Source organism: Anaerotruncus massiliensis (ex Togo et al. 2026) (assembly GCF_900199635.1).
Classification (GTDB): Bacteria; Bacillota; Clostridia; order Oscillospirales; family Ruminococcaceae; genus Anaerotruncus; species Anaerotruncus massiliensis.
Genome location: NZ_LT962687.1, coordinates 1,041,728 through 1,066,639, shown reverse-complemented (window position 1 = coordinate 1,066,639; position 24,912 = coordinate 1,041,728). Strand labels below are relative to the sequence as shown.

The window sequence follows — 24,912 nt, the reverse complement described above, 5'->3', positions numbered from 1 at the left end:
CCCATACGTGTCCGGAATAGATATTAGGGACAAGAGTATTGACGGGAAAGGACTGAAACATCCTATGGAGGACTATCAAGGACTGACCGGCCGACAGGCCGAAAAACTGCTCGCCGAGCACGGGGAAAACCGCATCCGCGCGGGCAAGAAAGCCGGTATGCTTAAAATCTTTGCGGGGCAGTTCCGCGACGCCATGATCATGATCCTGCTCGCGGCGACGGTCGTCTCGGCGCTGATGGGGGAATACACCGAGGCGCTCACCATCGTCGCGATCGTCTTTATCAACGCCCTGCTCGGCTTCTTCCAGGAGTACCGCACCGAGCGCACCCTCGAAAAGCTCGGCGAGCTCTCCGCGCCCTGGGCGGTCGTCGTGCGCGACGGGCAGGCCCGGAGCATCCCCGCCAGCGAGGTGGTCCCGCAGGACATCTTCTGCCTCAAGGCGGGCGACCGCGTCCCCGCCGACGGCTGCATCCTCGGGGGCGGCGGCATCCTCTGCGACGAATCGATGCTCAGCGGCGAATCCGCCGGCGTGGAAAAGTCCCCCGCCGCCGACCCTGCCGCCCCCGCCAAAAAGAACCTCGTCTACATGGGCACCCTCGTCACCCAGGGCAAGGCGATCTGCCGCGCCTCCGCCACCGGCGCGGACACCGAAATGGGTAAGATCGCGGACATGCTCGGCGGCATCGAGGCGCAGCCCACCCCCCTCCAGAAGCGCCTCGCCCAGATGGGCAAGGTCATCGGCGTGGCCTGCCTCGTCATCTGCGGCGTCGTCGCCGTCACCGGCATCCTGCGCGGCGAGGACCCCTTTAATATGCTGCTCACCGGCATCTCGCTGGCCGTCGCCGCCATCCCCGAGGGCCTGCCCGCCGTCGTCACGATCGCGCTTGCCCTCTCGGTCGGGCGGATGGTCAAGCGGGGCGCCCTCATCCGGCGGCTGCACGCCGTCGAGACGCTCGGCTGCGCCAACGTCATCTGCTCGGATAAGACCGGGACCCTCACCGAGAACCGCATGACCGTCAAGGCGGTCCAGACCCTCGACTGCCGCCTGGAGGTGAGCGGCGCGGGCAACGAGAGCACCGGGCAGTTTACCCTCAACGGGCGCGTCGTCGAGCCCTGCGACTTCCCCTCCGCCGCCATGCTGCTCGACGTGGCGCTGCTCTGCAACAACGCCTCCGTCACCCCAAAGCGGGAGGGGCTGCGCGGGCTGGTGGGGCTCTCCAAGGGCGGCGAGCTCGAGGTGTTCGGAGAACCGACCGAGGCCGCCCTGCTCGTCATGGCCGCCAAGGCGGGGCTCTACCGGGAATCCCGTCCCTACGAGGTCGAGGGGGAGATCCCCTTCGACTCCACCCGCAAGATGATGTCCGTCATCGTCCGCCGGGAGGACGGCAGGCGGTTCCTCTTCACCAAGGGCGCGCCCGACATCCTCCAGAAGCGGTGCACCCGGTGCGCCACCAAATCCGGGATCGTCCCGCTCACCCCCGAGCTGCGCAGGCAGATCGCCGCCCAAAACGAGGCGATGGCGGGACGCGCGCTGCGCGTGCTCGGCTTCGCCTACCGGGAGGCCTCCTCCCCCGACGACCGCGGCGAGCAGGGGCTGATCTTCGCGGGGCTCGCCGGCATGCTCGACCCGCCCCGCAAAGAGGCCTACGGCGCGGTCGCCAAATGCCGCGAGGCGGGCATCCGGCCGGTCATGATCACCGGCGACCACGCCGTGACCGCCAAGGCGGTCGCCGCCGAGCTTTCGATCTACCAGCCGGGCGACCGGGTCGTCACCGGAAGCGAGCTCGACGGGATGAGCGACGAGGCGCTTGCCCGGGAAATCAAGCGCATCTCCGTCTTCGCACGGGTCACCCCCGCGCACAAACTGCGGATCGTGCGCGCCCTTAAAAAGCAGGGCAACGTCGTGGCGATGACGGGCGACGGAGTCAACGACGCGCCCGCCGTCAAGGAGGCGGACATCGGCGTTTCGATGGGCGTCACCGGCACCGACGTCACCAAGGAGGCGTCTTCGGTCATCCTGATGGACGACAACTTCGCCACGCTGGTGTCCGCCGTCGAGGAGGGCCGCGTCATCTACCGCAACATCCGCAAGTTCATCCGCTACCTCTTCTCCTGCAACATCGGCGAGGTCGTCACGATGTTCTTCGCCATGCTCATGGGCATGCCGGTCCCGCTGCTGCCCATCCAGATCCTGCTCGTGAACCTCGCCACCGACGGGCTGCCCGCCATCGCCCTCGGCCTCGAGCCCCCCGACAAGGACGTCATGCGCGAAAAACCCCGCCGCGCCGACGAATCGGTCTTCTCGAACGGGCTCGGCTTTACGATCGTCATCCGCGGGCTGCTGATCGGCATCTGCACCCTCGGGGTGTTCACCTCCCTCATCCGCTCCTGCGGCGACCTGCACACCGCCCGTACCGGCGCGCTGCTCGCGCTCGTCATGATGCAGCTCATCCACGTCTTCGAGTGCAAGAGCGAGACGAAGAGCATCTTCGCGATCAACCCCTTCAACAACCTCAAGCTTGTGGGCGCGGTGCTCAGCTCCGCCGTGATCATGTATTTCGCGATCTACAACCCCTTGCTGGCCCCAATGTTCCGCGCCGTCCCCCTCACCCTCTCCCAGCTCGTGACCGTCGCCTCCTACTGCGTCTTCGTCCCGATCGTGTCCGGCGTCATCCTCGGCGTCAAAAACCGCACCGTCCGGCACACGGTCGCCACCGCCAGCGAGCTTGCCTCCGCGCGGTAACGTCCAAAAAGCCCCCCGCCGTCCGGCGGACGGCGGGGGGCTTTCCATACCCTATTTCAGCAGGAGCGGCGTGTGCGCGCGGCAGGCGAGCACCTCCTCCATCGTGGGCAGCGCGGGGATCGCGCCCGGGCGGGTGGTCGTCATCGAACCCGCCGCGTTGCCGAAGGAGAGGACGTCCTCCAGCTCCTCACGGGTGAGGCTCCGGATCTCCGCGAGGGACTTTCCGCAGAGGCGGTAGAGCACCGCCCCGAAGAAGGAATCCCCCGCGCCGTTGGTGTCGACCGTCCTGACGTCGAAGGTCGGCTGGCGCCCGCACAGCTCCCCGAGCCGGAAGAACGCCCCCTTCGCGCCCAGCGAGACGAGCGCGAGGGACGCGCCCGCCTCCAGGAGCTTTCGGGAGCCGCGTTCGAGGTCGGTTTCGCCGGTGAGCAGCGTAAGCTCCTCGTCGGACACCTTCACGATGTCCGCGAGGGAGAGCCCCTCGCGCATCCACCGCTTCGCCTCGCCGGGGCTTTCCCACAGGAGCGGGCGGTAATTGGGGTCGTAGCTGACGACCGCGCCGGCCTCCTTCGCGGCGCGCACCGCCGCGAGGGTCGCCGAACGGCTTGGCTCGTCGGTGAGCGACACCGAGCCGAAATGCATGATCCGCGCCTGTCCGGTGAGCTCCCGCATCACCTCTCCGGGCGAGAGCATGATGTCCGCGCCCGGCTTGCGGTAGAAGCTGAAGGAGCGGTCTCCGTGCTCGTCGAGCTGGACGAAGGCGAGGGTGGTCGGAACCTCCCCCGTCATGACGAGCCCCGAGACGTCGATCCCCAGGCCGTCGAGGGTGTCCCGGAGGAACCGCCCGAAGCCGTCCTCCCCCACCTTGCCGATAAAAGCGGTCTTTCCGCCGAGGCGGGTGACCGCCGCGAGCACGTTCGCGGGCGCCCCGCCCGGGTTGCGCGCAAAGAGCGCCGCTCCGCGATCGCTCGTTCCAGCCGGGGTAAAATCGATCAGCAGTTCGCCGACCGCCACTACGTCGTACATATTCAGCCCTCCCGCCTTTTTCCACAGTATAGCATATCCGCGGCGGGAAGGGGAGATTTTCCTGCCTGTTTTTTCAATTTTTCCATGCCCGGGCGGTTGAGCCCGGACGCAATCCATGATAGGATGGAAAAAAGGATATCCCCGCAAAGGAGGTTTTCACATGAAGCGTCATTTCGTCCGCGTCCTCGCCCTGGCCGCGGCTTTTCTGCTGACGGCCTGCGCCGCCCGCCTGCCCTCCCCGGAAGCGCGTCGGGCTCCTTCCACGGCGGAGTCCGCCGTTTCGGCCGCGCCGGAGGCGCCCGACCCCGCCCCGCCGCTCGCCGTCTCCCTCGGGGATCGGGCCGAGCTGGTGGAAGCGGGCGCGGTAGCGCCCGTCTTTCCGGTCTCCGACCCGGCGGAGCTGCCGCTTCTTCCCGGCGGGTACGCCGTCACCGTGACCGACGCAGGGGGCGGGACCGTCTTCGCGGGGGAGTCGGGGGAGCTTGGCGGTTTTCTGCCGGCGCGAAACGGCGGCTATGCCTACGAGGCCGCCGCCGGCGGGACCGTCTACCGCTTCACGGTCGACTGCGCGTTCCCGGTGCAGCTCTCGTTGAACGCCGCCGCGCGGCAGGGGGAGACGGTCGTCCTGCGCGCCCTCTACGCCGACGGCGCGGAACTTTCCGCCGAAAGCGACCTCGGATTCTCGCCCCGCTTCTTCTCCGCCGGAGACGGCAGCCAGATCGCGCTGCTGCCGGTGCGCTACACCACCCCGGCGGGCGTTTACGGCCTCACCGTCACGGCGGGGGATGAGGTCCTCACCCGCGAGATCGTCGTCGAGCAGCGGGAATTCGAGGTGCAGTACCTCGAGATGGACGCCGCCACGGCGGAGGAGACGGCGCTCTCCGCCGCCGCCAACGCCGAATGGGAGGAGAAGGTCGAGCCGCTCAAGGCGGTCGCCGACCCGGTGCAGTACTGGGAGAACCCCTTCCTCCAGCCGGTCTCCGGCGAGATCACCACCCAGTTCGGCTGCATCCGCTACACCAACGACGACCCGACCCCCTCCCGCCACGGAGGGATCGACATCGCCGCCAAAACGGGCACCGACGTGCTCGCCGCCAACAACGGCCGCGTGCTCTTCGCCGAGCGCATCCAGCTCACCGGCAACACGGTCGTCATCGAGCACGGCTACGGCCTCAAGAGCTTCTACTACCATATGGATTCTCTCTCCGTCTCCGCCGGCGACGCCGTCAAAAAGGGCGACAAGATCGGCGAGGTGGGCACCACCGGCTATTCGACTGGGCCGCACCTGCACTTCGCGCTGGCGGTGAACAACGTTTTCGTGAACCCGTGGACCGCCTTCGATTCCGGCGTCTGACGCGCAGCAGCAAAAAAGCCCCCGGCCGCCGGCCGGGGGCTTTTTATTTTGGTTCCTAGTCCTTTTTCTTCTGGTTCTTTTCACGCAGCTTGTCGTTGGCGGCCAGCAGTCCCTGCGACACGTAGTCGAGCTGTTCGACCTCGTCGTAGCGGTCGACCAGGTCGCTCTGCTCCATCTCCTCGGGGGCCTCGCCCTTGGTGGGCTTGAAGACCAGCTTGAGCAGGATGGGCGTCAGCATCGCCGCGCAGACCACCATGATGATCACCGGGCCGAAGAAGGCGGGCGGCATGAGCCCCATCGCCATGCCCTTGTTGGCGACGATCAACGCGACCTCGCCGCGGCAGGCCATGCCGAAGCCGACCTGCACGCACTGGCGGTTGGTGAATCCGCAGAGCTTCGCGCCGAGCCCGCAGCCGATCAGCTTGGAGACGACCGCCACAAGCACCATCATCACCGCGAAGAGCACGATCGCCGCGTCCATCTTGGGCAGCACGACCTTGATGCCGATGCTCGCGAAGAAGATCGGGGTCAGCAGCAGGTAGGAGAGCGGGGAAAATTTCGATTCGATGTATTTTGCCTTGGGGGTGGTGGCGATGATCACACCCGCGGAAAAGGCGCCGATGATGTCCGCGACGCCGAAAAACTCCTCGGCGCAAAAGGCCATCACAAGGCAGAGGACAAAGGCCAGCAGGGGGAAACGGTGCAGGTCCTTGTCGTGCATGACCTTGGTCATATACCAGCCGAGCAGCCTGCTGACGAGTACGCCGACCACACCCACGAAGACGAAAAAGGCGACGATCTTGACAAAGACGACCACCATGCTGACCTGCGCGCCCGCCAGGCTTGTCACGACGGTCAGCGCGATCAGGCCGAGGATGTCGTCGATGAGGGCGGCTGCTAAGATCGTGTTGCCCACCCTGGTGGAGAGCTTGCCGAGCTCCTTGAGAGTCTCGACCGTGATGCTGACCGAGGTGGCGGTCAGGATGACGCCGATGAAGATGTTCTGGAGCAGGACGCTTCCGGGGTGCGCGAATTCGCCCCGGTTGAAGAAGAAGGCCAGCCCCGCGCCCATCGCGAGCGGGACGAGCACGCCGCACAGCGCGACGACAAATCCCGCCTTCCCGGTCTTTTTCAGTTCCTGGATGTCGGTGCCCATACCGGCGGTAAACATGATGACGATGACGCCCAGTTCGGACACCTGCGCCAGAAAGTCGGTCGCCTGCAGGACGTTGAGCATCGCCGGGCCGAGGATCAGCCCCGCGAGCAGAGCGCCGACGACCTGGGGCATCTGGTAGCGTTTCGTCAGGAGCCCCAGAACCTTCGTGCTCACCAGAATAAGCGCGATGTCCATCAGAAATTTGTATGACATTCGATTCTCCTCTTTCCTTTCCCGTTTTCTCACACTTTTTTCACAGTTATTTATTATAGACCTTTCGGCGTAATTCGCAAGTTCTTTTAATGATTTTTGTGCAATATTACCTCTACTTTTTCCGTATCCGCCACGCTGAAAGCCGCCGTGCGGCCGGTTTTTGGCGGATACGACAAGGACGCCCGGACCGCGTAAACGGTCCGGGCGTCCGGTTTCTCCTATTTTGCGGGGGCGGCCTCCTTCGGGAGGACCTTCCCCGACCGCACCAACTCCACGAAGACAGGCGCGAGCTTGGGGTCGAACTGGGTGCCCGCCCCGCGTTCGATCTCCGCGATCGCAAACTCCACTGGCATCGCCGGCTTGTAGGAGCGCGCGGTCGTCATCGCGTCGAAGGCGTCCGCGATCGCCAGGCAGCGCGCGGACAGCGGGATGTCCTCCCCCGCGATCCGCCGCGGGTAGCCCTTGCCGTCCCACCGCTCGTGGTGGCCGATTGCGGCCGGGATCACGTAGTCGAGCGAGGGCAGGTGGCGGATCATCGCCACCGAGTTCTCCACATGCTTCTGCATGATGCTGTATTCCTCGGGGGTCAGCCGCCCCGGCTTGGTCAGGATGTGCTCGGGGATGCCGATCTTGCCGATATCGTGCAGCAGCGCGGCCTCGTAGATGATCTTGACATGGTCGGCGTTCAGCCCGATCGCCCGCGCGAGCGCGGTGGAGTACTCCGCCACGTTCTGCGAGTGGTTGAAGGTGTAGTGGTCCTTGGCGTCGATCGCGGCGGTCAGCGCGAAGATGGTCGGCGCGTATTCCTCGTAGCGGCCGCCCTCGATGAGCGGGGATTCCATCGGCGCCTGGGAGAGGGGCGACTCGAGCGAATAGGCGATGATCTTGTTCTTGCCGCTGCGCTTGGCGTTGTAGACCGCCATGTCGGCGTTGCTGATGAGCTGCGCGAGGTTGGAGGCCGCGTAGGGGTAGACGCACACGCCGCCGCTGAGGGTGATGACCTTGAGGCTCTCCCCCTCCACGCCGCGGTTCATGTTGGCGATCTGTCCCTTGATGTCGGCCGCGAGGTTGAGCGCCTTCATCGTGTCGAAGAAGGGCAGGATGAGCGCGAACTCCTTCCCCCCGTACCGCGCCGCGGAGCCGTTGCTCCCCAGCGTCGTGGAGATGATCCGCGCCACATGCTGGAGCGCCGCATCCCCCTCGCGGTTGCCGTAGAGCTGGTTGAAGAGCTTGAAGTCGTCGAGGTTGAGGATGACGAGCGCGATCGAGTGGTTCTTGCACCGCTCGAACTCCTCCCCCAGCTTCTCGTAGAAGGACTTCCGGTTGAGCAGGCCGGTCAGCGGATCGATGCGCGACTCGTCGTACGCCTTCTTGTAGAGGTTCGCGTTTTTGATCGCGATCGACGCCACCGACTGCACCGATTCGAGGAAGGCGATGTCGTCGAAGGAGTAACCGCCCTTTTTGGGCTTGGTGGAGAGCAGCAGAATGCCCACGAGGTCGCTGTCGCTCTTGAGCGGCACGATGCACTCGATGTGCATGTTCGCCAGCATCTGCTTCTCCGACTCCCACATCGATTTATAGAGCACGCTGCGCTGAAAGTCCCGGAGCATCAGGCAGCCGTCGTGCTCCTGGAACCACTGGATGCAGGGGTTGGCCGCCTGGAGGGAAAAGGATTTCACGTCGAGCGGGCTGGCCGAATAGGCGGTGCGGTAGGTCTCGCCGCCGCTGTCCTCGAGGCAGACGTAGACCTTCTCGACCGAGACGGTGTCCTTGACCACCTCGACCAGCTCGCGCAGGATCTCGTCGAGGTTGAGGCTCTTGGACGCGCGCAGGCTGAACTCCTTGAGGTGCTGCGCGCGCACCTGCGTATCCCGTACGAAGAGGTTGTCCATCACCCGATAGAGGAGCTTGTAGGAGGCGAGGATGATCCCCGCGAAGAGGATCGCGATGATCAGCGTCTGGTAGCCCCGGACCTGCGGGAAATAGTCGAGAATCATCCGCTCGAGCGGGCCCGCCCAGTAGGCGAAGAGCACCGACACGAGCACCGCGCTGGCCGCGAGCATCGTGCCGCGCGATACGAGCAGCGTCAGCCTGAAGAGCCGCTTGCGGTAGAGGGCGTAGAACATGTAGCCCGCGTTGATGATGCCCGACAGGGTGTCCCACGGGAAGATGTTGCCCGGCACGATCGACAGGACGTTGCCCAGAAAGAGAAAGCAGATGCCCACCACGATCGGGCGGGTCCAGGCGGAGGTGAGCTCCCGCGACTTGAAGAGCATCACCGCCGACGAGAGGATGATGAAGAAAAAGAGCACGCAGGGGATGGCGATTTCCCAGCCGGTATCGTAGCGGAAAACGCCCGTCCCGTTGCCGAGGTCGATGAAGACGGGCCGCTTGAGGAAGACCTCGAAGTGGGTCAGCACGAGGGTGGCGGCGGTCAGGCCCGTCCACAGCCGCTTTAAGAAGAGGCCCTTCGCGTCGACGAAGTTGAAGATGAAATTGTAGAGGAGCAGCGGGATGCAGAAGAGGCTGAGGATCGAGACCTCGTACCACAGCTCAAAGCCGGGGTAGAACTGCAGCCGCATGAGCATCGATCCGGCCGTCCAGAGCAGGTAGCAGCCCAGCAGGTTCATGAAGGAGCGGATGAGCCGGTTCTTTTTGGCGGCGGCCAGCGCGAGCAGCAGGATGGTGTAGCAGCAGACGCCCGCGATCGGGACATAGAGGAACGGAATCTGGATCATGGCGTCACGACTCCCCTTTCCAGCGGATAGTCCCGCTCCTGGAAACGCAGCAGCTCGGAGATGCGGAAGCTCGACTCGTTGATCCGGCGGACCTCCTGCCCGGTCGCCCGACGGAAGGCGTCGAAGGTGCCGGTGCGCAGGATGGTGATCTGCAGCGGCTCGATGCCGAGCATCTTTTTCAGGTCGTTGTAGTCGTTGTCAAAGTACTTGAAGTAGACGCTCAGATGCTCGCGGAGCAGCTGCTTGCTCACCGCCATCACCTCGAGCGACCCGGAGGCGATCTCGAGGTAGAGGTGCAGGTAGGGGCGGTTGTCCGCGCTGTACTCCTTGCGCGCCGCCCAGTCGTGGATGCCCAGCCCCGACAGGCGCACCACGTCGGAGATCGTGTCCTCGGTGATGCGGGTGAAGCCGCCGATGTCGATGACGGTGGGGATCCGGTCCACGAAGGTGAAGCGCGGCAGGCGCGCCCCCTCCTGCTCGCCGCCCGTGCTGAGGCACCGGAAGACGTCCCCCACCCGGTAGCGGACGAATGCGCCCCCCTTGAGCACCGTGATGACCACCTCGTAATTCTGGTTGGCGGTCAGCTCGTCCATCAGGCAGGTCTTGGGCTGGTAGGTCCGGTCGTCAAGATTTTTATACATCTCTCCCTCCGGAATGAACTCATAAAAGCAGTTGTCAGGGAAAAAGACGAGGCCGTTGCGCGCCCACGTCTCGGTCGCCATCAGCGTCGGCTCGGTGCCCGCGTAAATCTCCATCGGACGCACCCCCCACGCCTCCTCGAGCGAGGGCTTGTAGTAGCTTGTGTCGGTGCCCGCGCAGATGAGCGCCTTGAGGCGGAAGATGTCCTTCGGCTGCACGGTGCGGCCGTCCCGCTTCGCGCGGTAGGAGGCCGCGAGGTAGCGGCAGACCATGGCGGGGGAATACTGGAGCAGGTTCGTTTTGGATTTCCCGCCCCCCGCAGTGAAGCTCGTGGTGATATAGCTGATGACGCTGCTCAGCCCGAAAAAGAGGTCGAGTCCGTTTTGCAGGCCGAGCGCGAAGCCCTTTTTGTTGCGCTCGCCGAACGACATCCTCACTGCCTCGTCCACCGGCGGCAAAAACCGCAGGGGCAGCTCCTCGTCGAGCATCAGCGGGAACAGTCCCGTCACATAGGGCAGCGGCGCCAGCCCGTAGAGGGTCCGGTCGCAGGGCGCGATGGAAAACTGGCCGGGGCGCTTGCTGGTGGCCAGCATGAGCGCCGCCACCATGTTGCGCTTGAAGACGTCGAGCATTCCGCGCGTATAGGGCGCGAGCTTGATCGGGTGTTTGCCGCCCTCCCAGGTGGTCTGGATCCAGACCACCGGCTCGGCGGGCAGCATTTCGCTGCGCTTTTGCAGCAGGACGTCGGCGTAGTCCTCGAAGGTCGTCAGCGGAACCGCGCGGCGGAACTCCTCGACCGTCCGGGGCCTGCCGCCGTCGAGGAGCTTTTTGCCGAGCGCGCTCGCGCTCCACAGCCCGATCTGCTCCTCCATCAGCCTTCTCTGGATCTGCATGTAGCCGCCGATATCCAGGTCCAGGAATCCGCAGTACTCCTGCCAGAGATCGTCGTACTGCTGGTTCCTGAGCTTCTCCTCAAAGTTCACGCCCATGCTCCTCTCCTGCCTTTATCGTTGCCGCGCAGCGCCGCATGCTGGCGCGGTTCGGGATCAAAAAGGGGGTGGTCTTCCGGTATTCGCCGTAGTTGCCGAAGGTGCGCGGGAAGATGTAAAGGTCCTGCAGCACGATATATCCCACGTTGAGCAGGCTGAAGAGGACCCACGCCCAAAAGAGCGCGTCCGAGCCCCGCACCAGCCAGCAGCAGAGGTAAAACAGGATGAACCAGAGCACCCCCGGGTGCCGGCAGAGGGCGTAGACCCCGCGGTCGTACGCGCGGCGCTCGGCGGCCTCCTCCAGATAGGTCTGCTGGAAGGGAAGCGCGAAAAAGAGGGAGTAGACGAGCAGGAGGAGGAACAGAGCGCCCAAAAAACCGGCCAGCCCGCGCAGCGGCGCGGGGAGCAGGAAACGTGGGCGCGCGGTGATGAGCAGCGCCGCCGTGGAACCCGCCAGCAGCAGGCACCCGGCAAAAAAACAGGGCCGCAGCGCGCGCACTCCCCAGTTGACGCTGTTCAGATCGCCGAGCACGAAAAGCAGGAAACTCAGGCATCCCAGCAGTAGGATCATCAAATCGGTTTTCTCCTGTCACATTGTCACAGTTTGTCCATAAGTTGGTAAATTTAATTATAATATATTTTCCATTTTTCTGCAATATGCGACATTTGAATCTGGTAATATCCAACAAATGTCATGTCAATTTTTGACACCCTGTTGTAAGGTTTCCCTTTAGCGAAAAAATCGTGGTTGACAAATCCTTCCCGCCGCTGTATAATCTCTCTAAATCAAACGAACGGCAAACCGACGACCGAGAAGAGTAGGCGCGTTCGCCATCCCCACAGAGAGCCGCAGGCGGTGCGATTGCGGCGGGAGGGCCCGGGCTGAATGGACTCGCGAGGGCGGGACGAAAGGGATTTCCCGAGTAGTGCCCGACGGGATCTTCACCCGTTATCCAGGAAGCGCATATGTCAGTATGCGGAATGAGCGGGCGTTTCGACGCCAATTTGGGTGGTACCGCAGAAGCCAAGGCTTTTGTCCCAGCAGTCGCTGGGGCAAAAGCCTTTTTTGTTTGCCCGTTTGTTTGCAAATCCAACATCTGAAAGGAGCACCCGCCATGAAATCGAACAACGTGCCGCACAGGATCTATCTCTCCGAGGACCAGATTCCCCGCCAGTGGTACAACCTGCGCGCCGATATGAAGGAACAGCCCGACCCGATGCTCAATCCCGCGACGATGCGGCCGGTCACCGAGGCCGACCTGCGCCCCGTCTTCTGCGACGAGCTGGCGCACCAGGAGCTCGACGCCGTGACCCGCTACGTCGACATTCCCGAAGAGATCCGCGAGTTCTATAAAATGTACCGCCCCTCCCCGCTCATCCGCGCCTACAGCCTGGAGCGCGCGCTGGGCACCCCGGCGAAGATCTACTACAAGTTCGAGGGCAACAACACCTCCGGCAGCCACAAGCTCAACTCCGCCGTGGCGCAGGCCTACTACGCCAAGCGGCAGGGGCTCAGGGGGCTTACCACCGAGACGGGCGCCGGCCAGTGGGGCACCGCGCTCGCCGAGGCGTGCTCCTATTTCGGGCTGCCGCTGACCGTCTACATGGTCAAGGTCTCCTACAACCAGAAGCCCTTCCGCAAGGCGGTCATCCAGACCTTCGGCGCGGACGTGGTCGCCAGCCCGAGCGACACCACCGAGGCCGGGCGCCGCATCCTCGCCGCCGACCCCGAGACGGGCGGAAGCCTTGGCTGCGCCATCTCCGAGGCGGTCGAAAAGGCCGTCTCCACCGAGGGGTACCGCTATGTGCTCGGCTCGGTGCTCAACCAGGTGCTGCTCCACCAGTCGGTCATCGGCCTTGAGAGCAAGACCGCGATGGAGATGATCGGCGAGTACCCCGACGTGATCATCGGCTGCGCGGGCGGCGGCTCCAACCTCGGCGGCCTCATCGCCCCCTTCATGCAGGATAAGCTGACCGGCAGAGCCGACCCCCGCATCGTCGCGGTCGAGCCCGCCTCCTGCCCCTCCCTCACCCGCGGGCGGTACGCCTACGACTTCTGCGATACCGGCCGGATCACCCCGCTCGCCCGCATGTACACCCTCGGCTGCGGCTTCATCCCCTCCGCCAACCACGCGGGCGGGCTGCGTTACCACGGCATGTCCCCCATCCTCTCCAAGCTCTACCACGACGGCTACATGGAGGCCGTGTCGGTCGAGCAGACCAAGGTGTTCGAGGCCGCCGTCTTCTTCGCCAAGCAGGAGACCATCCTCCCCGCCCCCGAGAGCGCGCACGCCATCCGCGCCGCGATCGACGAGGCGCTGCGCTGCAAGGAGACGGGCGAGGAAAAGACCATCCTCTTCGGCCTCACAGGCACCGGCTACTTCGACATGACCGCCTATTCCGCCTTCCACGACGGCGTCATGAGCGACTACATCCCCACCGACGCCGACCTGCAGAAGGGCTTCGACGGGCTTCCCGCCATCCCCGGCGTCCGGTAAGCACCCAAAATAAAAGCGGCGCGCCGTCCGGATGGACGGCGCGCCGCTTTACATTCTGATTCTCATTTGGACGACCGCTGCCGGTCGATCTCATCGGCGAGGTTGCGTCGCATCCGGGCCACGAGGGCGGAGGCCTGCGCGATCTCCTCCCCGCTCAGTCCGCGGTAGAGCACCCCGTGCAGCTCGTCGATGACCGCCTCCACCTGCGGGCGCAGCGCGAGCGCCCGCCCGGTGGGATAGAGGTGGTTGATCCGCCGGTCGTCGGGGTCGGTTTCCCGGCGCAGGAGCCCCGCGTCCTCCAGCGACTTCGCCACGCGGGCGGTCGTCCCCTTGTCAAACCCCCGCCCCACCGACAGCGCGTCCTGCGTCGTGCCGGGCATCTGGTAGACCTGCATCAGCACCGGGAGCTGCCCCACCTCGACCCCCAGCGGAGCGAGCCGGCAGGCGAAGAACCGCTGCCCGTAACGGTAGAGGATGGAGATATCCCGGTTGAGGCGCACCTTTTTCATGCCGCGCCTCCCTCCGCCTCCTCCTGCGCCTTGAGCTCACGGAGGACGGTGAAGCCGATCTGCACCGAGAGCAGGAAGGTGGCCAGATCGGAGAGCGGCTGGCTGAGCTGTACGCCGAGCACCCCGAAGAGCGGCGGCAGGACGAGGATGAGCGGCAGGAAGAAGAGCCCCTGCCGCGCCATGGCGAGGACGGTCGCCTTGGCGGCCTTGCCGATCGTCTGGCAGAGCATGTTGTTGATGATCACCCAGGACATGAGCGGGAAGGCCACGCACTGGAAGCGCAGCGCCCGCGCGCCGATCTCGACGACGAGCGCGTCCTCCCCGCGGAAGACCGCGATGATCCCGGGGGCGAAGATGAACCCGGCCACCGCCAGCACCGCCAGCACGACGACCGACACGCGCACGCAGAACCAGAATCCCTCGCGGACCCGCTTATAGAGCCTGGCCCCGTAATTGAAGCCGCACACCGGCTGGAAGCCCTGTCCGAAGCCGATGAGCGCGGAGGAAGCGAACATATTGACGCGGGAGACGATCGACATCGCGGCGATCGCCGCGTCGCCGTAGGGGCCCGCGGCGAGGTTGAGGCAGATGGTGGCGACGCTCGCCAGCCCCTGCCGCCAGAGGGAGGGCAGGCCGCCCCGCAGGATTTCGCGGTAAAGCTCCCAGCGGGGGGTGAAGTCCCGGAAATGGATGCGGATGTTCCCGCCCCGCGTACAGCCGACCAGCAGGATGCAGAAGCTCACAAACTGGCTGATGACCGTCGCGATCGCCGCCCCGGCGATGCCCATGTGGAAGACGAAAATAAACAGCGGATCCAGCGCGATGTTGAGGATGCCGCCCGCCGCGATGCCGACCATCGCGTAGGAGGCGCTGCCCTGGAAGCGCAGCTGGTTATTGAGGACGAGCGACGCGGTCATGTAGGACGCGCCGAGCAGGATGTACCGCGCGTAATCCCGCGCGTAGGGCAGGATCGTCTCGGTCGCGCCGAGCAGCCGCACGAGCGGGTCGAGGAAGATAAGGCCGAAGAGGGTGATGAGTCCGCCCACGATCAGCGCCGAGAAAAAACCGGTCGCGGACATGCGCGAGGCGTCCCGGAAATCCTGGCCGCCGAGGCTGCGGGCGATGTAGTTGCCCGAGCCCTGCCCGAACATGAACCCGATCGCCTGGATGACCGCCATCAGCGAAAAGACGACGCCCACCGCGCCGGTCGCGCTGGTGCCGATCCGGCCGACGAAAAAGGTGTCCGCCATGTTGTAGACCGAGGTGATCATCATGCTGATGATCGTGGGGACCGCCAGCGTCGTGATGAGCCGCGGAATGGGCGTCTGGGTCATTCTGGCGAATTTGTCCGCCTGATTCTGGTCGCTGTGCACGAAACCGCTTCCTTTCTTTCCCTCCCATTATATCAGGCGGAAAAATAGTTGTCAACGCAACCTTTTTGCCAGAAAAAGGAGGCCCGTCCCCCGAATTCCCCGCGGAAAAATTTCCGAAAAGGGATTGACAACGCGCTCCCATCCTGCTAGAATGGCCGTTATAAAAGCAACGGCGCTTTTACCACACGTTGGGAAGCGCCGTCTTTTTTTATAACCGCCAAAGACGATGACGGGAAGAGTAGCCCCGACGCCGCGTCACAGAGAGCCGGGAAAAGGTGGGAGCCCGGTACAAGGCACGGGAGGAAGAACATCCCCGAGTTTCCGACCGAACGCATTTTGCCGGTAGGCTCGGACGCCGGGCGGCGCGTTACAGCCGCAAACCATAGGTGAAAGAGTGGGGCGCCCCCGGCGCCCTATTTGGGTGGTACCGCGGAAGGAGCGCCTTTCGTCCCAAAATGAGGGACGAAGGGCGCTCCTTTTTCGTCCGATCTTTGGAGGGATCGCTATGAAACGAACCGATTACTGCGGCGCGCTGCGGGAAGCCGACGTGGGCCGCGCCGCCGTCGTCATGGGCTGGGCGCAGAACAAGCGCGACATGGGCGGCGTCATCTTCATCGACCTGCGGGATCGCGAGGGAACGCTCCAGGTGGTGTTCGACGCGCAGAACCTTTCGCGGGAGGACTTTGCCGCGGCGGAGGGCCTGCGGGTCGAATCGGTGGTCGCGGTGCGGGGGGAGCTGCGTCCGCGCAGCGAGGAGACCCGCAACCCCCGGCTCGCCACCGGCGCCTTCGAGCTCTGCGCGCGCGGGATGGAGGTGCTTTCCGAGGCGCGGCCCCTGCCCTTCCCGCTCGAGGACGCGGCGGACGTGCGGGAGGAGGTGCGGCTGCGCTACCGCTTCCTCGACCTGCGCCGCCCGGGGCTGCTCGAAAACCTGCGCTTTCGCGCACGGGTCGCGCGCCTCGTGAGCAACTACCTCGAAAGCGAGGGGTTCCTAGCGGTGGAGACGCCGATGCTCACCAAATCCACACCCGAGGGGGCGCGCGACTACCTCGTGCCCAGCCGGGTGCACCAGGGGGAATTCTACGCGCTGCCCCAGTCGCCGCAGATCTTCAAGCAGCTCCTGATGGTCGCCGGCGTCGACAGATACTATCAGATCGCGCGGTGCTTCCGCGACGAGGACCTGCGCGCCGACCGCCAGCCCGAGTTCACGCAGGTGGATATGGAGCTCTCCTTCGTCGACCAGGAGGATATCCTGCGGCACCTCGAGCGAATGTTCCGGCACCTCTTCCGGGAGGCGCTGGGGATTGAGCTCCCCGCCCCCTTCCCCCGCCTCACCTGGCGGGAGGCGATGGACCGCTACGGCTCCGACAAGCCCGATCTGCGCTTCGGGCTGCCGATCGCCGACGTGACCGAGCTTGCGCGCGGCTGCGGCTTTTCGGTCTTCCGCAAGGCCGTGGAGGCGGGCGGCGTGGTGCGCGCCCTCAACGTCAAGGGACGCTGCGATTTTTCCCGCGGCACGATTGAAGAGCTCACCAAAAAGGCCCTCGCCTACGGCGCCGGGGGGATGGCGTGGATCGCCCTCCGGGAGGACGGAGAGCCCTACTCCGTCCTGACAAAATACTTCTCCAAGGCGGACTTTGCCGCGCTGCTCGACGCGGTGGACGGCAGGCCGGGCGACTTCATCCTCTTCTGCGCCGACCGCTTCTCCACCGTCTGCCGCACCCTCGGCGGCCTGCGGCTCGATCTCGCTGACCTGCTCGGCCTGCGCAGGAACCCCGGGGATTACAAATTCTGCTTCGTCACCGACTTCCCCCAGTTCGAGTATTCCGAGGAGGAGGGCCGCTACGTCGCGACCCACCACCCCTTTACGATGCCCTATCCCGAGGACCTCCCCTACCTGCTCACCGACCCCGCCCGGGTACGCGCGCAGGCCTACGATGTGGTGCTCAACGGCGTCGAGCTCGGAAGCGGCAGCATCCGCATCCACAGCCGCGACGTTCAGAAACGGATGTTTGAGGCGCTCGGCTTCTCCGACGGGCAGATCGGGGAACGGTTCGGCTTTCTGGTCAACGCCTTCCAGTACGGCACCCCGCCTCACGGCGGCTTCGCGTTCGGGCTCGACCGGCTGGTCATGCAGATGCTCGGGGCCCCCTCCCTGCGCGACGTGATCGCCTTCCCCAAGACGAAGGATGCCCGCTGCCCACTCACCGGCGCGCCGGGCCCCGTCGACCCCGCGCAACTCGATGCGCTCGGGCTGGCCGGGCTCCTCCGGGAGGGCGTGGGCGTCCCCGCCAAGGCGCGGCGCAGCCAGGCCCGCGTCGACGTGGACGCGGCGGCAAACCTCGCCCGCCTGCGGGTCGCGCCAGAGGAGCGGGAGGCGCTCGAACGGCAGATGGCCGAGCTCGTCGCCTTTGCCGGCCAGCTCGCGGAGGCGGACACCGAGGGGGTCCCGCCCGCCGGCCATGTGGTGCCGCTGGAAAACGTCTTCCGGCCGGACAGGGCCGGAACGCCCCTGCCGCGCGCGGACCTGCTCGCGGGCGCGCCCGAGACCTGGGACGGATGCTTCTTCGTCCCGCAGGTCGTGGAATGAGGAGGGAATGAAATGAAAGACCGGCAGATCACGCGGCTGAGCGCCGCAAAGCTTTCCGCGCTGCTCCGGAGGCGGGAGCTCTCCGCCGTCGAGGCGGCGGAGGCCTACCTCTCCGAGATCGAATCCCGCGACCCGGAGATCGGGGCCTACCTGGCCGTGACGGCGGACACGGCGCGCGCCCGCGCCGCTGCGGTGGACGCGGCGCGCCTGCGGGGTGAGGAGCTCCCGCCGCTGGCGGGCGTTCCGGTGGCGCTCAAGGACAACATCTGCACCCGCTTCGCTCCCACCACCTGCGCCTCCCGGATGCTCGAGGGCTTCACCCCGCCCTACGACGCGCACGTCGTCGAACGGCTGGAGGCCGGACGGATGGTACCGCTCGGCAAGTGCAACATGGATGAATTCGCGATGGGCTCGACCACCGAGAGCTCCTTCTTCCAGATCACCCGCAACCCCGCGGACCCCTCCCGCGTGCCGGGCGGCAGCTCGGGCGGCTCGGCGGCGGCGGTCGCCGCCTGTGAGGCCCCCTGCGCGCTCGGCTCGGACACGGGCGGCTCCATCCGCCAGCCCGCCGCCTTCTGCGGCGTGGTCGGCATGAAGCCGACCTACGGCGCCGTCTCCCGCTATGGGCTCGTCGCCTTCGCCTCCTCCCTCGACCAGATCGGGCCGCTCACCCGGACGGTGCGGGACTCCGCGCTGCTGCTCGACGTGATCGCCGGGCACGACCCGCGCGACGCGACCAGCCTTGCGCGGGAGTGGGGGAGCTTCGGCTCCCAACTCGGCCGGGAGGCCGGGGGTCTGCACGCCGCGCTCCCCGCGGAATTCTTTGGCGAGGGGATCGCCCCCGAGGTCTCCGACACCGTCAAGGCCGCCGCCGCGCGGTATGAGCGTCTCGGCGTGCGGGTGGAGGAGGTCTCGCTGCCCACCCTGCGCCACGCCCTGTCCGCCTACTATGTGCTCTCCTCCGCCGAGGCGTCCTCCAACCTTGCCCGGTTCGACGGGGTGCGCTGCGGCTTTCGCGCCGAGGGCTGCCGCGACATCGGCGAGCTCTACCGGGAGAGCCGCAGTCAGGGATTCGGCGCGGAAGTCAAACGGCGCATCCTGCTCGGCAGCTTTGTGCTGAGCGCGGGGTATTACGACGCCTACTATAAGAAGGCGCTCGAGGTGCGCACCCTCGTCCAGCGGGATTTCGCGCGCGTCTTCGAGCGGTTCGACTTCCTGCTGGCCCCCGTCGCGCCCACCACGGCCTGCCGGCTCGGGGAAAAGCGGAACAGCCCGCTTGAGATGTACATGGGCGACGTGTGCACGGTGCCGGTCAACATCGCCGGTCTGCCCGCGCTGTCGATGCCCTGCGGGACCGGCGCGCGGGGGCTTCCCATCGGGATGCAGCTGATCGGAAGGCCGTTTTCCGAACAGCTCCTCTACCGCGCCGCCTACGCCTATGAACAGAGCGAGGGAGGGAAACAGCCATGAGCGCGCGCGATCGATATGAGATGGTCATCGGGCTCGAGGTCCACTGCGAGCTCAAAACCGCGTCCAAGATCTTCTGCTCCTGCCCCACCGCCTTCGGCGCGGAGCCGAACACCCAGTGTTGCCCCGTCTGCACCGGTATGCCGGGCGCGCTGCCCGTGCTCAACCGGCAGGCGGTCGCATACGCCGTCAAGGCGGGGCTCGCCACAAACTGCCGCATCGCTTCCCACTCCCGGCAGGACCGCAAGAACTACTTCTATCCCGACCTGCCCAAGGGCTACCAGATCTCCCAGTTCGACCAGCCCCTCTGTGAAAACGGCTTTCTTGAGATTGAGACGGAGGCCGGCTCCAAGCGGATTGGCATCACCCGCATCCACATCGAGGAGGACGCGGGCAAGCTTGTGCACATCGAGGGGCAGGGCACCCTCGTCGACTGCAACCGCTGCGGGGTACCGCTCATCGAGATTGTCTCGGAGCCTGACCTGCGCTCGGCGGAGGAGGCCAAGGCCTATCTGCGCAAGCTGCGCGCCGTCCTGCTCTACACCGGCGTCTCCGACTGCCGGATGAACGAGGGCTCGATGCGCTGCGACGTCAACCTCTCGGTGCGCAGGAGGGGGGAGGAAACCCTCGGCACCCGCACCGAGATGAAGAACCTCAACAGCTTCCAGTTCATCTCCAGGGCGATCGCATTTGAATTCGCACGGCAGGCGGACGCGCTCGAGGCCGGGGAACCGGTCGTGCAGGAGACCCGCCGGTTCGACCAGGCGTCCGGCAGGACCCTTCCGATGCGCCGCAAGGAGGACGCCGACGACTACCGCTACTTTCCCGACCCCGACCTGCCGCCCATCGCCGTCTCCCGGGAGGAGCTCGACGCGCTGCGCGGGGAGATCCCGGCGCTGCCCGACGAACGCAAGCGCGGGTACGTCGGGCGCTGGGGGCTCACCCCCTTTGCCGCCGAGCTGCTCACCCTCCGCAGGGAGGCGGCCGACTACTTCGAGGAAACCGCCGCGCTCACCCGCTTTCCCGCGCTCGCGGCGAACCTCATCCAGAGCGCCGCGGTCCCCCTGCTCGGGCCAGACGGCGGAAGCATCCCCCTGCCTCCCGCGCACATGGCCCAAATCGCCGACCTGCTCGGGGAGGGCGGGATCAACAGCGGCACCGCCCGCCGCCTCGTCCGTGAGCTGTGGGACACCGGCCGCGACCCACTCGAAACGGTGCGCGCGGAGGGGCTCGGACAGCTCAGCGACCGGGAGGCGCTCACCGTGCTGGCGCGCGAGGCGCTCGTCGAACTTCCCCGCGCTGCCGGCGACTATCGGAACGGCAGGACCGCCGCGCTCCAGTCCCTCGTCGGACGGGTGATGCGGAAGACGGCGGGGCGCGGCAACCCCGCCCTGCTCCAGGAGATCTTCCGCTCCCTGCTCGGCTGAATGGCAAAAAAACGGGGCCCGTTCCGCATCCGGAACGGGCCCCGCGGATATTTTGCTCAGAGGTTTTCAAACGCCTTTTCGATCTCCTTGTCGCGGAGCACCTTGAGGGCGCCGTGGATGACCGCGCCCTGATCGATGGTGACCAGCTCGGAGGTGACGTCGCCCAGCAGCATGGCGTTCTGGTTGAAGACCGCCGCCTCCCGCGTCGTGACGTTGCCCTTGACGCGGCCGTTGATCGTGGCGCGCGCCGCGCCGATATCCCCGACCAGCACCGACTCCCCGTCCATCGTCAGGATGGCGGAGGCCGTGACGTTGCCCTGCACCCGGCAGGCCACCATCTCGATGTTGTTGCCCTGGACGTTCCCGGTCACCTGCCCGCAGATGCGGACGTTGCCCTTCGCGTCGATATCCCCCTTCATCTCGCCGAGCATTTCGACATGCCCGTCCGACGAGATCGTGCCGGTGATCGACGTACCCGCCGAAACGGTCGTCTTTTGCATCCCCTTGGCGGCGGGCGCCGGGCTCGCCGCGGGTTCCTCCGCCGCGGGCTCCTCCACGGCCGGGGCCTGGCGGCGGTCCTTTTTGCCGCCCTCGTTCACCGCCAGCATGCTGAACCCGCCGAAGGCCGACAGGGCCACCGGGGCGATCAGGCCGATGCCAAACAGGCTTTTCAGGGTCGCCAGCATCCGTTTTACACTCATGTTTACCATCCTCTCGTTTCCATTCTCAAACCCATGCCGGACAAGACCACCTCCGGCCGGTGGAAAACGCCCACGCGCGCCAGCCGCGGGCCGCTACCGCGAGCCCGGCGCACCTTGATCAAATGTAACTTCATTATAGAATACTTTCCAAATTGTTGCAAGATGTTTAGAAATTTTTACCTATATTCATGCAACTTTTTCTGTTACCAGCCTTAAATTGTGAAGTCTGTCTTCCGGAAAGATCGATTTAACCGAACATTTTAGATATTTCGCGGAATTATTTTTGATCGAGTCGATCGGCGTTTTTTTAGTTTTGTGACTGAAAAAGGGAAGTTTTTGAGCCTTCCGGCCCCAAAAGACGCCCCGTCCGCCCTTTTGAGGACCGTCCCGCAGGCCGCCGCCCTCCGCCCGGCCGCCAAAACCGGCGCGGACGCGGCGGCACGGAAAAGCCTCCTTCCGCCCGGCAAAACGCTCCGCCGTGACCTCCGGGTCCTTTTTCCATCTTGCGTCCCCCGCCGGCGGGAGGTATACTGAATTCAAATCGGATTGGATTGGGGGAACCGGAATGAAAAAGAGCGTTGCCCGCACGGCGGGACTGTGCGCGGCCCTCCTGCTTTCGCTGGGCGGGTGCGCGCCGGCCCAGCCCGCGCCGCAGGAGGCGCCGGCGGCGTCCGCGGCGGAGGCGCCCGGGACGGAGGAAGAAGCGGCGGCTGTTTCCGCCGCACCAGAGGGCTATTGCGAGGTGCATATCGCCTTTCCGGACAACCGCGAGAGCGTCGGGACGGGCGAGGACCTGCGCGTGGACGAAAACGGCGACCTGCTCCCGCCCGCCCGGAGCGGCGCGGTGGATTACCGCGCGGAGGAGCTCGTCACCCTCGACCTGCTGCTCCCCGAGGGGTGGACCGCGCGGCTCCCCACTGAAGGGGAGGGCACCTATGCGGAGATGCTCCGCGGGCCGGTCAACCTCTATCGCGGCGGGCAGTGCGTCGGCACCGTGGGGTACGACCGCTTTGACGACGAACCGATCGAGGCGTGGGAGGACTACGGCTTCGACGCGCCCCCGGCCGATTACCAGGGCTACTACCGCTGGCTGATGACCGGCGTTCGCACCTGGGACGACAGCTACACCCTTGTCGCGCAGACGGGACGGGCCGTCTCCGCGACCTGCCGGGTCCGCTACCCCGCGCGGCTTTTCGGGGACGGCGCGGACTACTATAACAAAGGCGTACTCTGCTGCGACCTCGACCTGCTCTACTTCACCGGCATCGAACTGCTCGACAGCGCCCTCACCGACGAACAGCTCCGCGTAATTGCCGACAGCATCAGGCTGTCGGCGGGCGAGCGTCCCTTCGGCCCGCCGCTGCCCGTCCCCTCCATCGAGACCCCGGCGGGCTTCCGGCAGGCAGAGGTGCTCTTTCCCGCCTATCAGGAGGGGAAAACCGACTACAACGCCGAAATCTATGAGCATTCTCCCTTCCGGCTGCGCATGGCGCTGCCCGAGGGCTGGACGGTCCGCAGGCCCGCGCGGGCGGAGGCGGCCGCGGACCTCTTCACCCCGATGGACCTCTATGACGGGGAGACCCGCGTCGGCAGCGTCGGCTACGGGACCTTCACCTTCGCCGGGCCGACGACCGGGGAAAACTTCCACCGCATGATCTACGGCCCGCTGATGCTCGGTTCGGTCGTCAACTGGGACAACGACTACACCCCCGTCACGATGACCGAGACGACCTGCACCGCAACCTGCCGGGTGATGTGCAAGGCGGACGGCCCCGAATGGGAGGCAGTCAGCATGGCGGACAGGCCCGAACGCTACAGCCCGGCCATCCTCTCCTACGATGAAAAGCTGCTCGTCTACGTGGCGTTCTCCTTCGAGGAGGGGCTCGTCACCGGCGAACAGCTTGACGGCATCGCACGGACCATCCGGCTCCTGCCGGAACGGTGACGCCAAAAAGCCCCCGTCCGCCTGCGCGGACGGGGGCTTCATCGTTTCATCGGGTCACGCATAGACCGGCTGGAGCTGCTTTCCCGCGAGCGCGGCCTCGAGCGCCGCGCCCACCTTGTCGAAGTGCGCCACCACCGAGGTCGGCTTTTTGACCGGGTCGTCCTGCGACATCGGGACGAAATAGACGTTCTTGGCGTTCATCAGCACGCCGATGTTGCGCGCCGAACCGGAGAGCGCGTCGTTGGTCGACACCGCCAGCAAAAGCGGGTTCCCGTTGCGCAGATTCGATTTCGCGGCCATCGTCACGGGGGTGTCGTTCACACCGTTGGCGAGCTTGCCGAGGGTGTTGCCCGTGCAGGGGACGATCACCATCGCGTCGAGCAGGTTTTTCGGGCCGATCGGCTCGACCTCCTCGATCGTGTGCCACACCTTGCGGCCGCACGCCCGCTCGATCCGATCGATCCAGTCGGCGGCCTTGCCGAAGCGGTTGTCGGAGACGTAGGAAATCGGGGAGAGGATCGGGAACACGTCGTAGGTCCCCGCAAGCTCCTCCATCACCGGCAGCACCTTCGCCCAGGTACAGAAGGAACCGGTCATGGCAAAGCCCAGTTTTAATTTGTCCATCACAGCACCTCCTGTTCAGACAGGCAGTTGCCGATCGTGTCGAGGATGATCTCTCCGGCGGTGATCGGCGCGGTTTTTCCGGGCAGCGAAAGCGCCCAGATCGTTTTGATGCCGAGGTCGCCGGCGGCTTCAAGATCCACCCCGGTAGAGCGCACATTTGGATAGGGCGGGGAGTCGGGGTGGAGCGGACGTTTGCACTACCATTTTCTGTGCGGTCACGCAAGTCCGGGCCCTGATTCTGGAAGGGATGCGCGGTTGAAAAAAGGCGCTGTTTCTGGTATGATGACAGGTAGGAACAGGGCAACTGAAACATACGGGGAGGCGGGGCCATGCGCACCGGAAACAAAAAGGGATATGTCCTGCTGACGGTCGTCTGCGTCTTCGCCTTTCTGTCGGCGCTCGGCTTCACCCTCCTGACGGCGGCGCTCGCGAACATGCAGAGCGCAGAGCGCAAGCTCGCCAGCGCGCAGACCGACGCCTACGCCGTCTCGCTGGCCGAATCGGTCAACGACATGGTGGAGGCGGGGCGGTTCGAGCCGCTCGTATCGGGGTGGAAACAGGCCGCCGCGGCTTCCGCCAGCATCCCCGACGGCCGGGATTCGGTCTTTTTGCCGGGGAGAGGCGCGGCGAACGCCCTGGAATCGGAGAAGATCGCCGTCGCGGACCCGGCCGACCCCGGCGCGGACGGCCGGACGGTCCGTATGGACGCCTCCTTCTGCCTTTCGGACGTCACCGTCCGCCGGGACCCCGCCGACCCGGACAACCGCAGCAAATATACCGCCTCCGGAACGCTCGAGGCCGATCTGGCCGTCACCTGCCAGCTCGACGGCCGGGAGGTGGTCATCCGGTTCCACAGCACCTTCGACGCGGCGGCGGACGCCGGGAAGTGGAAGCTGCGCCAGTTTGTAAAGGGGGACTGA

Annotated in this window: 18 protein-coding genes and 2 other annotated features; of the genes, 8 read left to right on the top strand and 10 right to left on the bottom strand. The window is 65.7% G+C overall.

From position 1 onward, the window contains the following. The first annotated feature begins 64 nt into the window (after positions 1-64). The gene (locus tag C1A13_RS05595; protein ID WP_101549927.1) at positions 65-2,743 is read left to right on the top strand and encodes a cation-translocating P-type ATPase; all 2,679 of its coding nucleotides are present in this window, start codon (positions 65-67) and stop codon (positions 2,741-2,743) included. 51 nt (positions 2,744-2,794) lie between these two features. Here the strand turns inward: C1A13_RS05595 and C1A13_RS05590 are convergent, their stop codons facing one another. Next, positions 2,795-3,769 (bottom strand): carbohydrate kinase family protein, encoded by a 975-nt coding sequence (locus tag C1A13_RS05590; RefSeq protein WP_101549926.1) that lies wholly within the window; start codon positions 3,767-3,769, stop codon positions 2,795-2,797. A gap of 160 nt (positions 3,770-3,929) precedes the next feature. Between C1A13_RS05590 and C1A13_RS05585 the strand changes: the two genes are divergently transcribed. Continuing rightward, positions 3,930-5,123, top strand: coding sequence for a M23 family metallopeptidase (locus C1A13_RS05585; RefSeq protein WP_101549924.1), 1,194 nt, complete (start codon positions 3,930-3,932; stop codon positions 5,121-5,123). A 55-nt stretch (positions 5,124-5,178) separates the two neighbouring features. Here C1A13_RS05585 and C1A13_RS05580 read toward each other — a convergent pair whose 3' ends face one another. The 4 genes from C1A13_RS05580 to C1A13_RS05565 form a co-directional block, all read right to left on the bottom strand. Then, positions 5,179-6,492, bottom strand: coding sequence for a cation:proton antiporter (locus tag C1A13_RS05580; protein ID WP_101549922.1), 1,314 nt, complete (start codon positions 6,490-6,492; stop codon positions 5,179-5,181). Positions 6,493-6,710: 218 nt separating this feature from the next. Beyond that, complete coding sequence (locus C1A13_RS05575; protein ID WP_101549920.1) at positions 6,711-9,230, bottom strand: HD domain-containing phosphohydrolase; 2,520 nt, start codon at positions 9,228-9,230, stop codon at positions 6,711-6,713. Continuing rightward, positions 9,227-10,858, bottom strand: coding sequence for a GH3 family domain-containing protein (locus C1A13_RS05570; protein WP_347295214.1), 1,632 nt, complete (start codon positions 10,856-10,858; stop codon positions 9,227-9,229). Before C1A13_RS05570 ends, C1A13_RS05575 begins: the two co-directional genes overlap by 4 nt. Continuing rightward, positions 10,842-11,432 carry a hypothetical protein gene (locus C1A13_RS05565; RefSeq protein ID WP_101549915.1) on the bottom strand — a complete coding sequence of 197 codons (591 nt, stop codon included), beginning with the start codon at positions 11,430-11,432 and terminating at the stop codon, positions 10,842-10,844. The genes C1A13_RS05570 and C1A13_RS05565 overlap by 17 nt, the downstream gene beginning before the upstream one ends. 222 nt (positions 11,433-11,654) lie before the next feature. Beyond that, positions 11,655-11,902, top strand: a binding site (T-box leader). Positions 11,903-11,973: 71 nt separating this feature from the next. Between C1A13_RS05565 and C1A13_RS05560 the strand changes: the two genes are divergently transcribed. Then, a complete protein-coding gene (locus C1A13_RS05560) occupies positions 11,974-13,356 on the top strand; it encodes a TrpB-like pyridoxal phosphate-dependent enzyme (protein ID WP_101549913.1) in 1,383 nt (460 codons plus the stop codon). 62 nt (positions 13,357-13,418) lie between these two features. Here the strand turns inward: C1A13_RS05560 and C1A13_RS05555 are convergent, their stop codons facing one another. Then, complete coding sequence (locus tag C1A13_RS05555) at positions 13,419-13,865, bottom strand: MarR family winged helix-turn-helix transcriptional regulator (protein WP_101549911.1); 447 nt, start codon at positions 13,863-13,865, stop codon at positions 13,419-13,421. Further along, entirely contained in the window at positions 13,862-15,238 is a 1,377-nt protein-coding gene (locus C1A13_RS05550; protein WP_347295271.1) for an MATE family efflux transporter, read from the bottom strand. Before C1A13_RS05550 ends, C1A13_RS05555 begins: the two co-directional genes overlap by 4 nt. Before the next feature lie 217 nt (positions 15,239-15,455). Beyond that, positions 15,456-15,694 (top strand) — a binding site (T-box leader). 49 nt (positions 15,695-15,743) lie between these two features. On the opposite strand from C1A13_RS05550, the gene aspS reads away from it, so the two are divergent. The 3 genes from aspS to gatB are packed head-to-tail and all read left to right on the top strand — an operon-like array spanning position 15,744 to position 20,722. After that, positions 15,744-17,828, top strand: coding sequence for an aspartate--tRNA ligase (gene aspS, locus C1A13_RS05545; RefSeq protein WP_101549909.1), 2,085 nt, complete (start codon positions 15,744-15,746; stop codon positions 17,826-17,828). A gap of 12 nt (positions 17,829-17,840) precedes the next feature. Beyond that, positions 17,841-19,298: an Asp-tRNA(Asn)/Glu-tRNA(Gln) amidotransferase subunit GatA gene (gene gatA, locus C1A13_RS05540; RefSeq protein ID WP_101549907.1), complete on the top strand. Its 1,458-nt coding sequence runs from the start codon at positions 17,841-17,843 to the stop codon at positions 19,296-19,298. Continuing rightward, complete coding sequence (gene gatB / locus C1A13_RS05535; RefSeq protein WP_101549905.1) at positions 19,295-20,722, top strand: Asp-tRNA(Asn)/Glu-tRNA(Gln) amidotransferase subunit GatB; 1,428 nt, start codon at positions 19,295-19,297, stop codon at positions 20,720-20,722. Before gatA ends, gatB begins: the two co-directional genes overlap by 4 nt. Positions 20,723-20,778: 56 nt before the next feature. On the opposite strand, the gene C1A13_RS05530 is transcribed toward gatB, so the two are convergent. Further along, positions 20,779-21,423: a bactofilin family protein gene (locus tag C1A13_RS05530; protein WP_158595696.1), complete on the bottom strand. Its 645-nt coding sequence runs from the start codon at positions 21,421-21,423 to the stop codon at positions 20,779-20,781. Positions 21,424-21,988: 565 nt separating this feature from the next. Here C1A13_RS05530 and C1A13_RS05525 point away from each other — a divergent pair. Continuing rightward, the gene (locus tag C1A13_RS05525) at positions 21,989-23,368 is read left to right on the top strand and encodes a hypothetical protein (protein ID WP_101549901.1); all 1,380 of its coding nucleotides are present in this window, start codon (positions 21,989-21,991) and stop codon (positions 23,366-23,368) included. A gap of 54 nt (positions 23,369-23,422) precedes the next feature. Here C1A13_RS05525 and C1A13_RS05520 read toward each other — a convergent pair whose 3' ends face one another. Further along, complete coding sequence (locus C1A13_RS05520; RefSeq protein WP_101549899.1) at positions 23,423-23,992, bottom strand: dipicolinate synthase subunit B; 570 nt, start codon at positions 23,990-23,992, stop codon at positions 23,423-23,425. Further along, positions 23,992-24,132: a hypothetical protein gene (locus C1A13_RS05515; protein ID WP_207654180.1), complete on the bottom strand. Its 141-nt coding sequence runs from the start codon at positions 24,130-24,132 to the stop codon at positions 23,992-23,994. Before C1A13_RS05515 ends, C1A13_RS05520 begins: the two co-directional genes overlap by 1 nt. 189 nt (positions 24,133-24,321) lie before the next feature. Between C1A13_RS05515 and C1A13_RS05510 the strand changes: the two genes are divergently transcribed. Further along, positions 24,322-24,912 carry a hypothetical protein gene (locus tag C1A13_RS05510; RefSeq protein ID WP_101549897.1) on the top strand — a complete coding sequence of 197 codons (591 nt, stop codon included), beginning with the start codon at positions 24,322-24,324 and terminating at the stop codon, positions 24,910-24,912.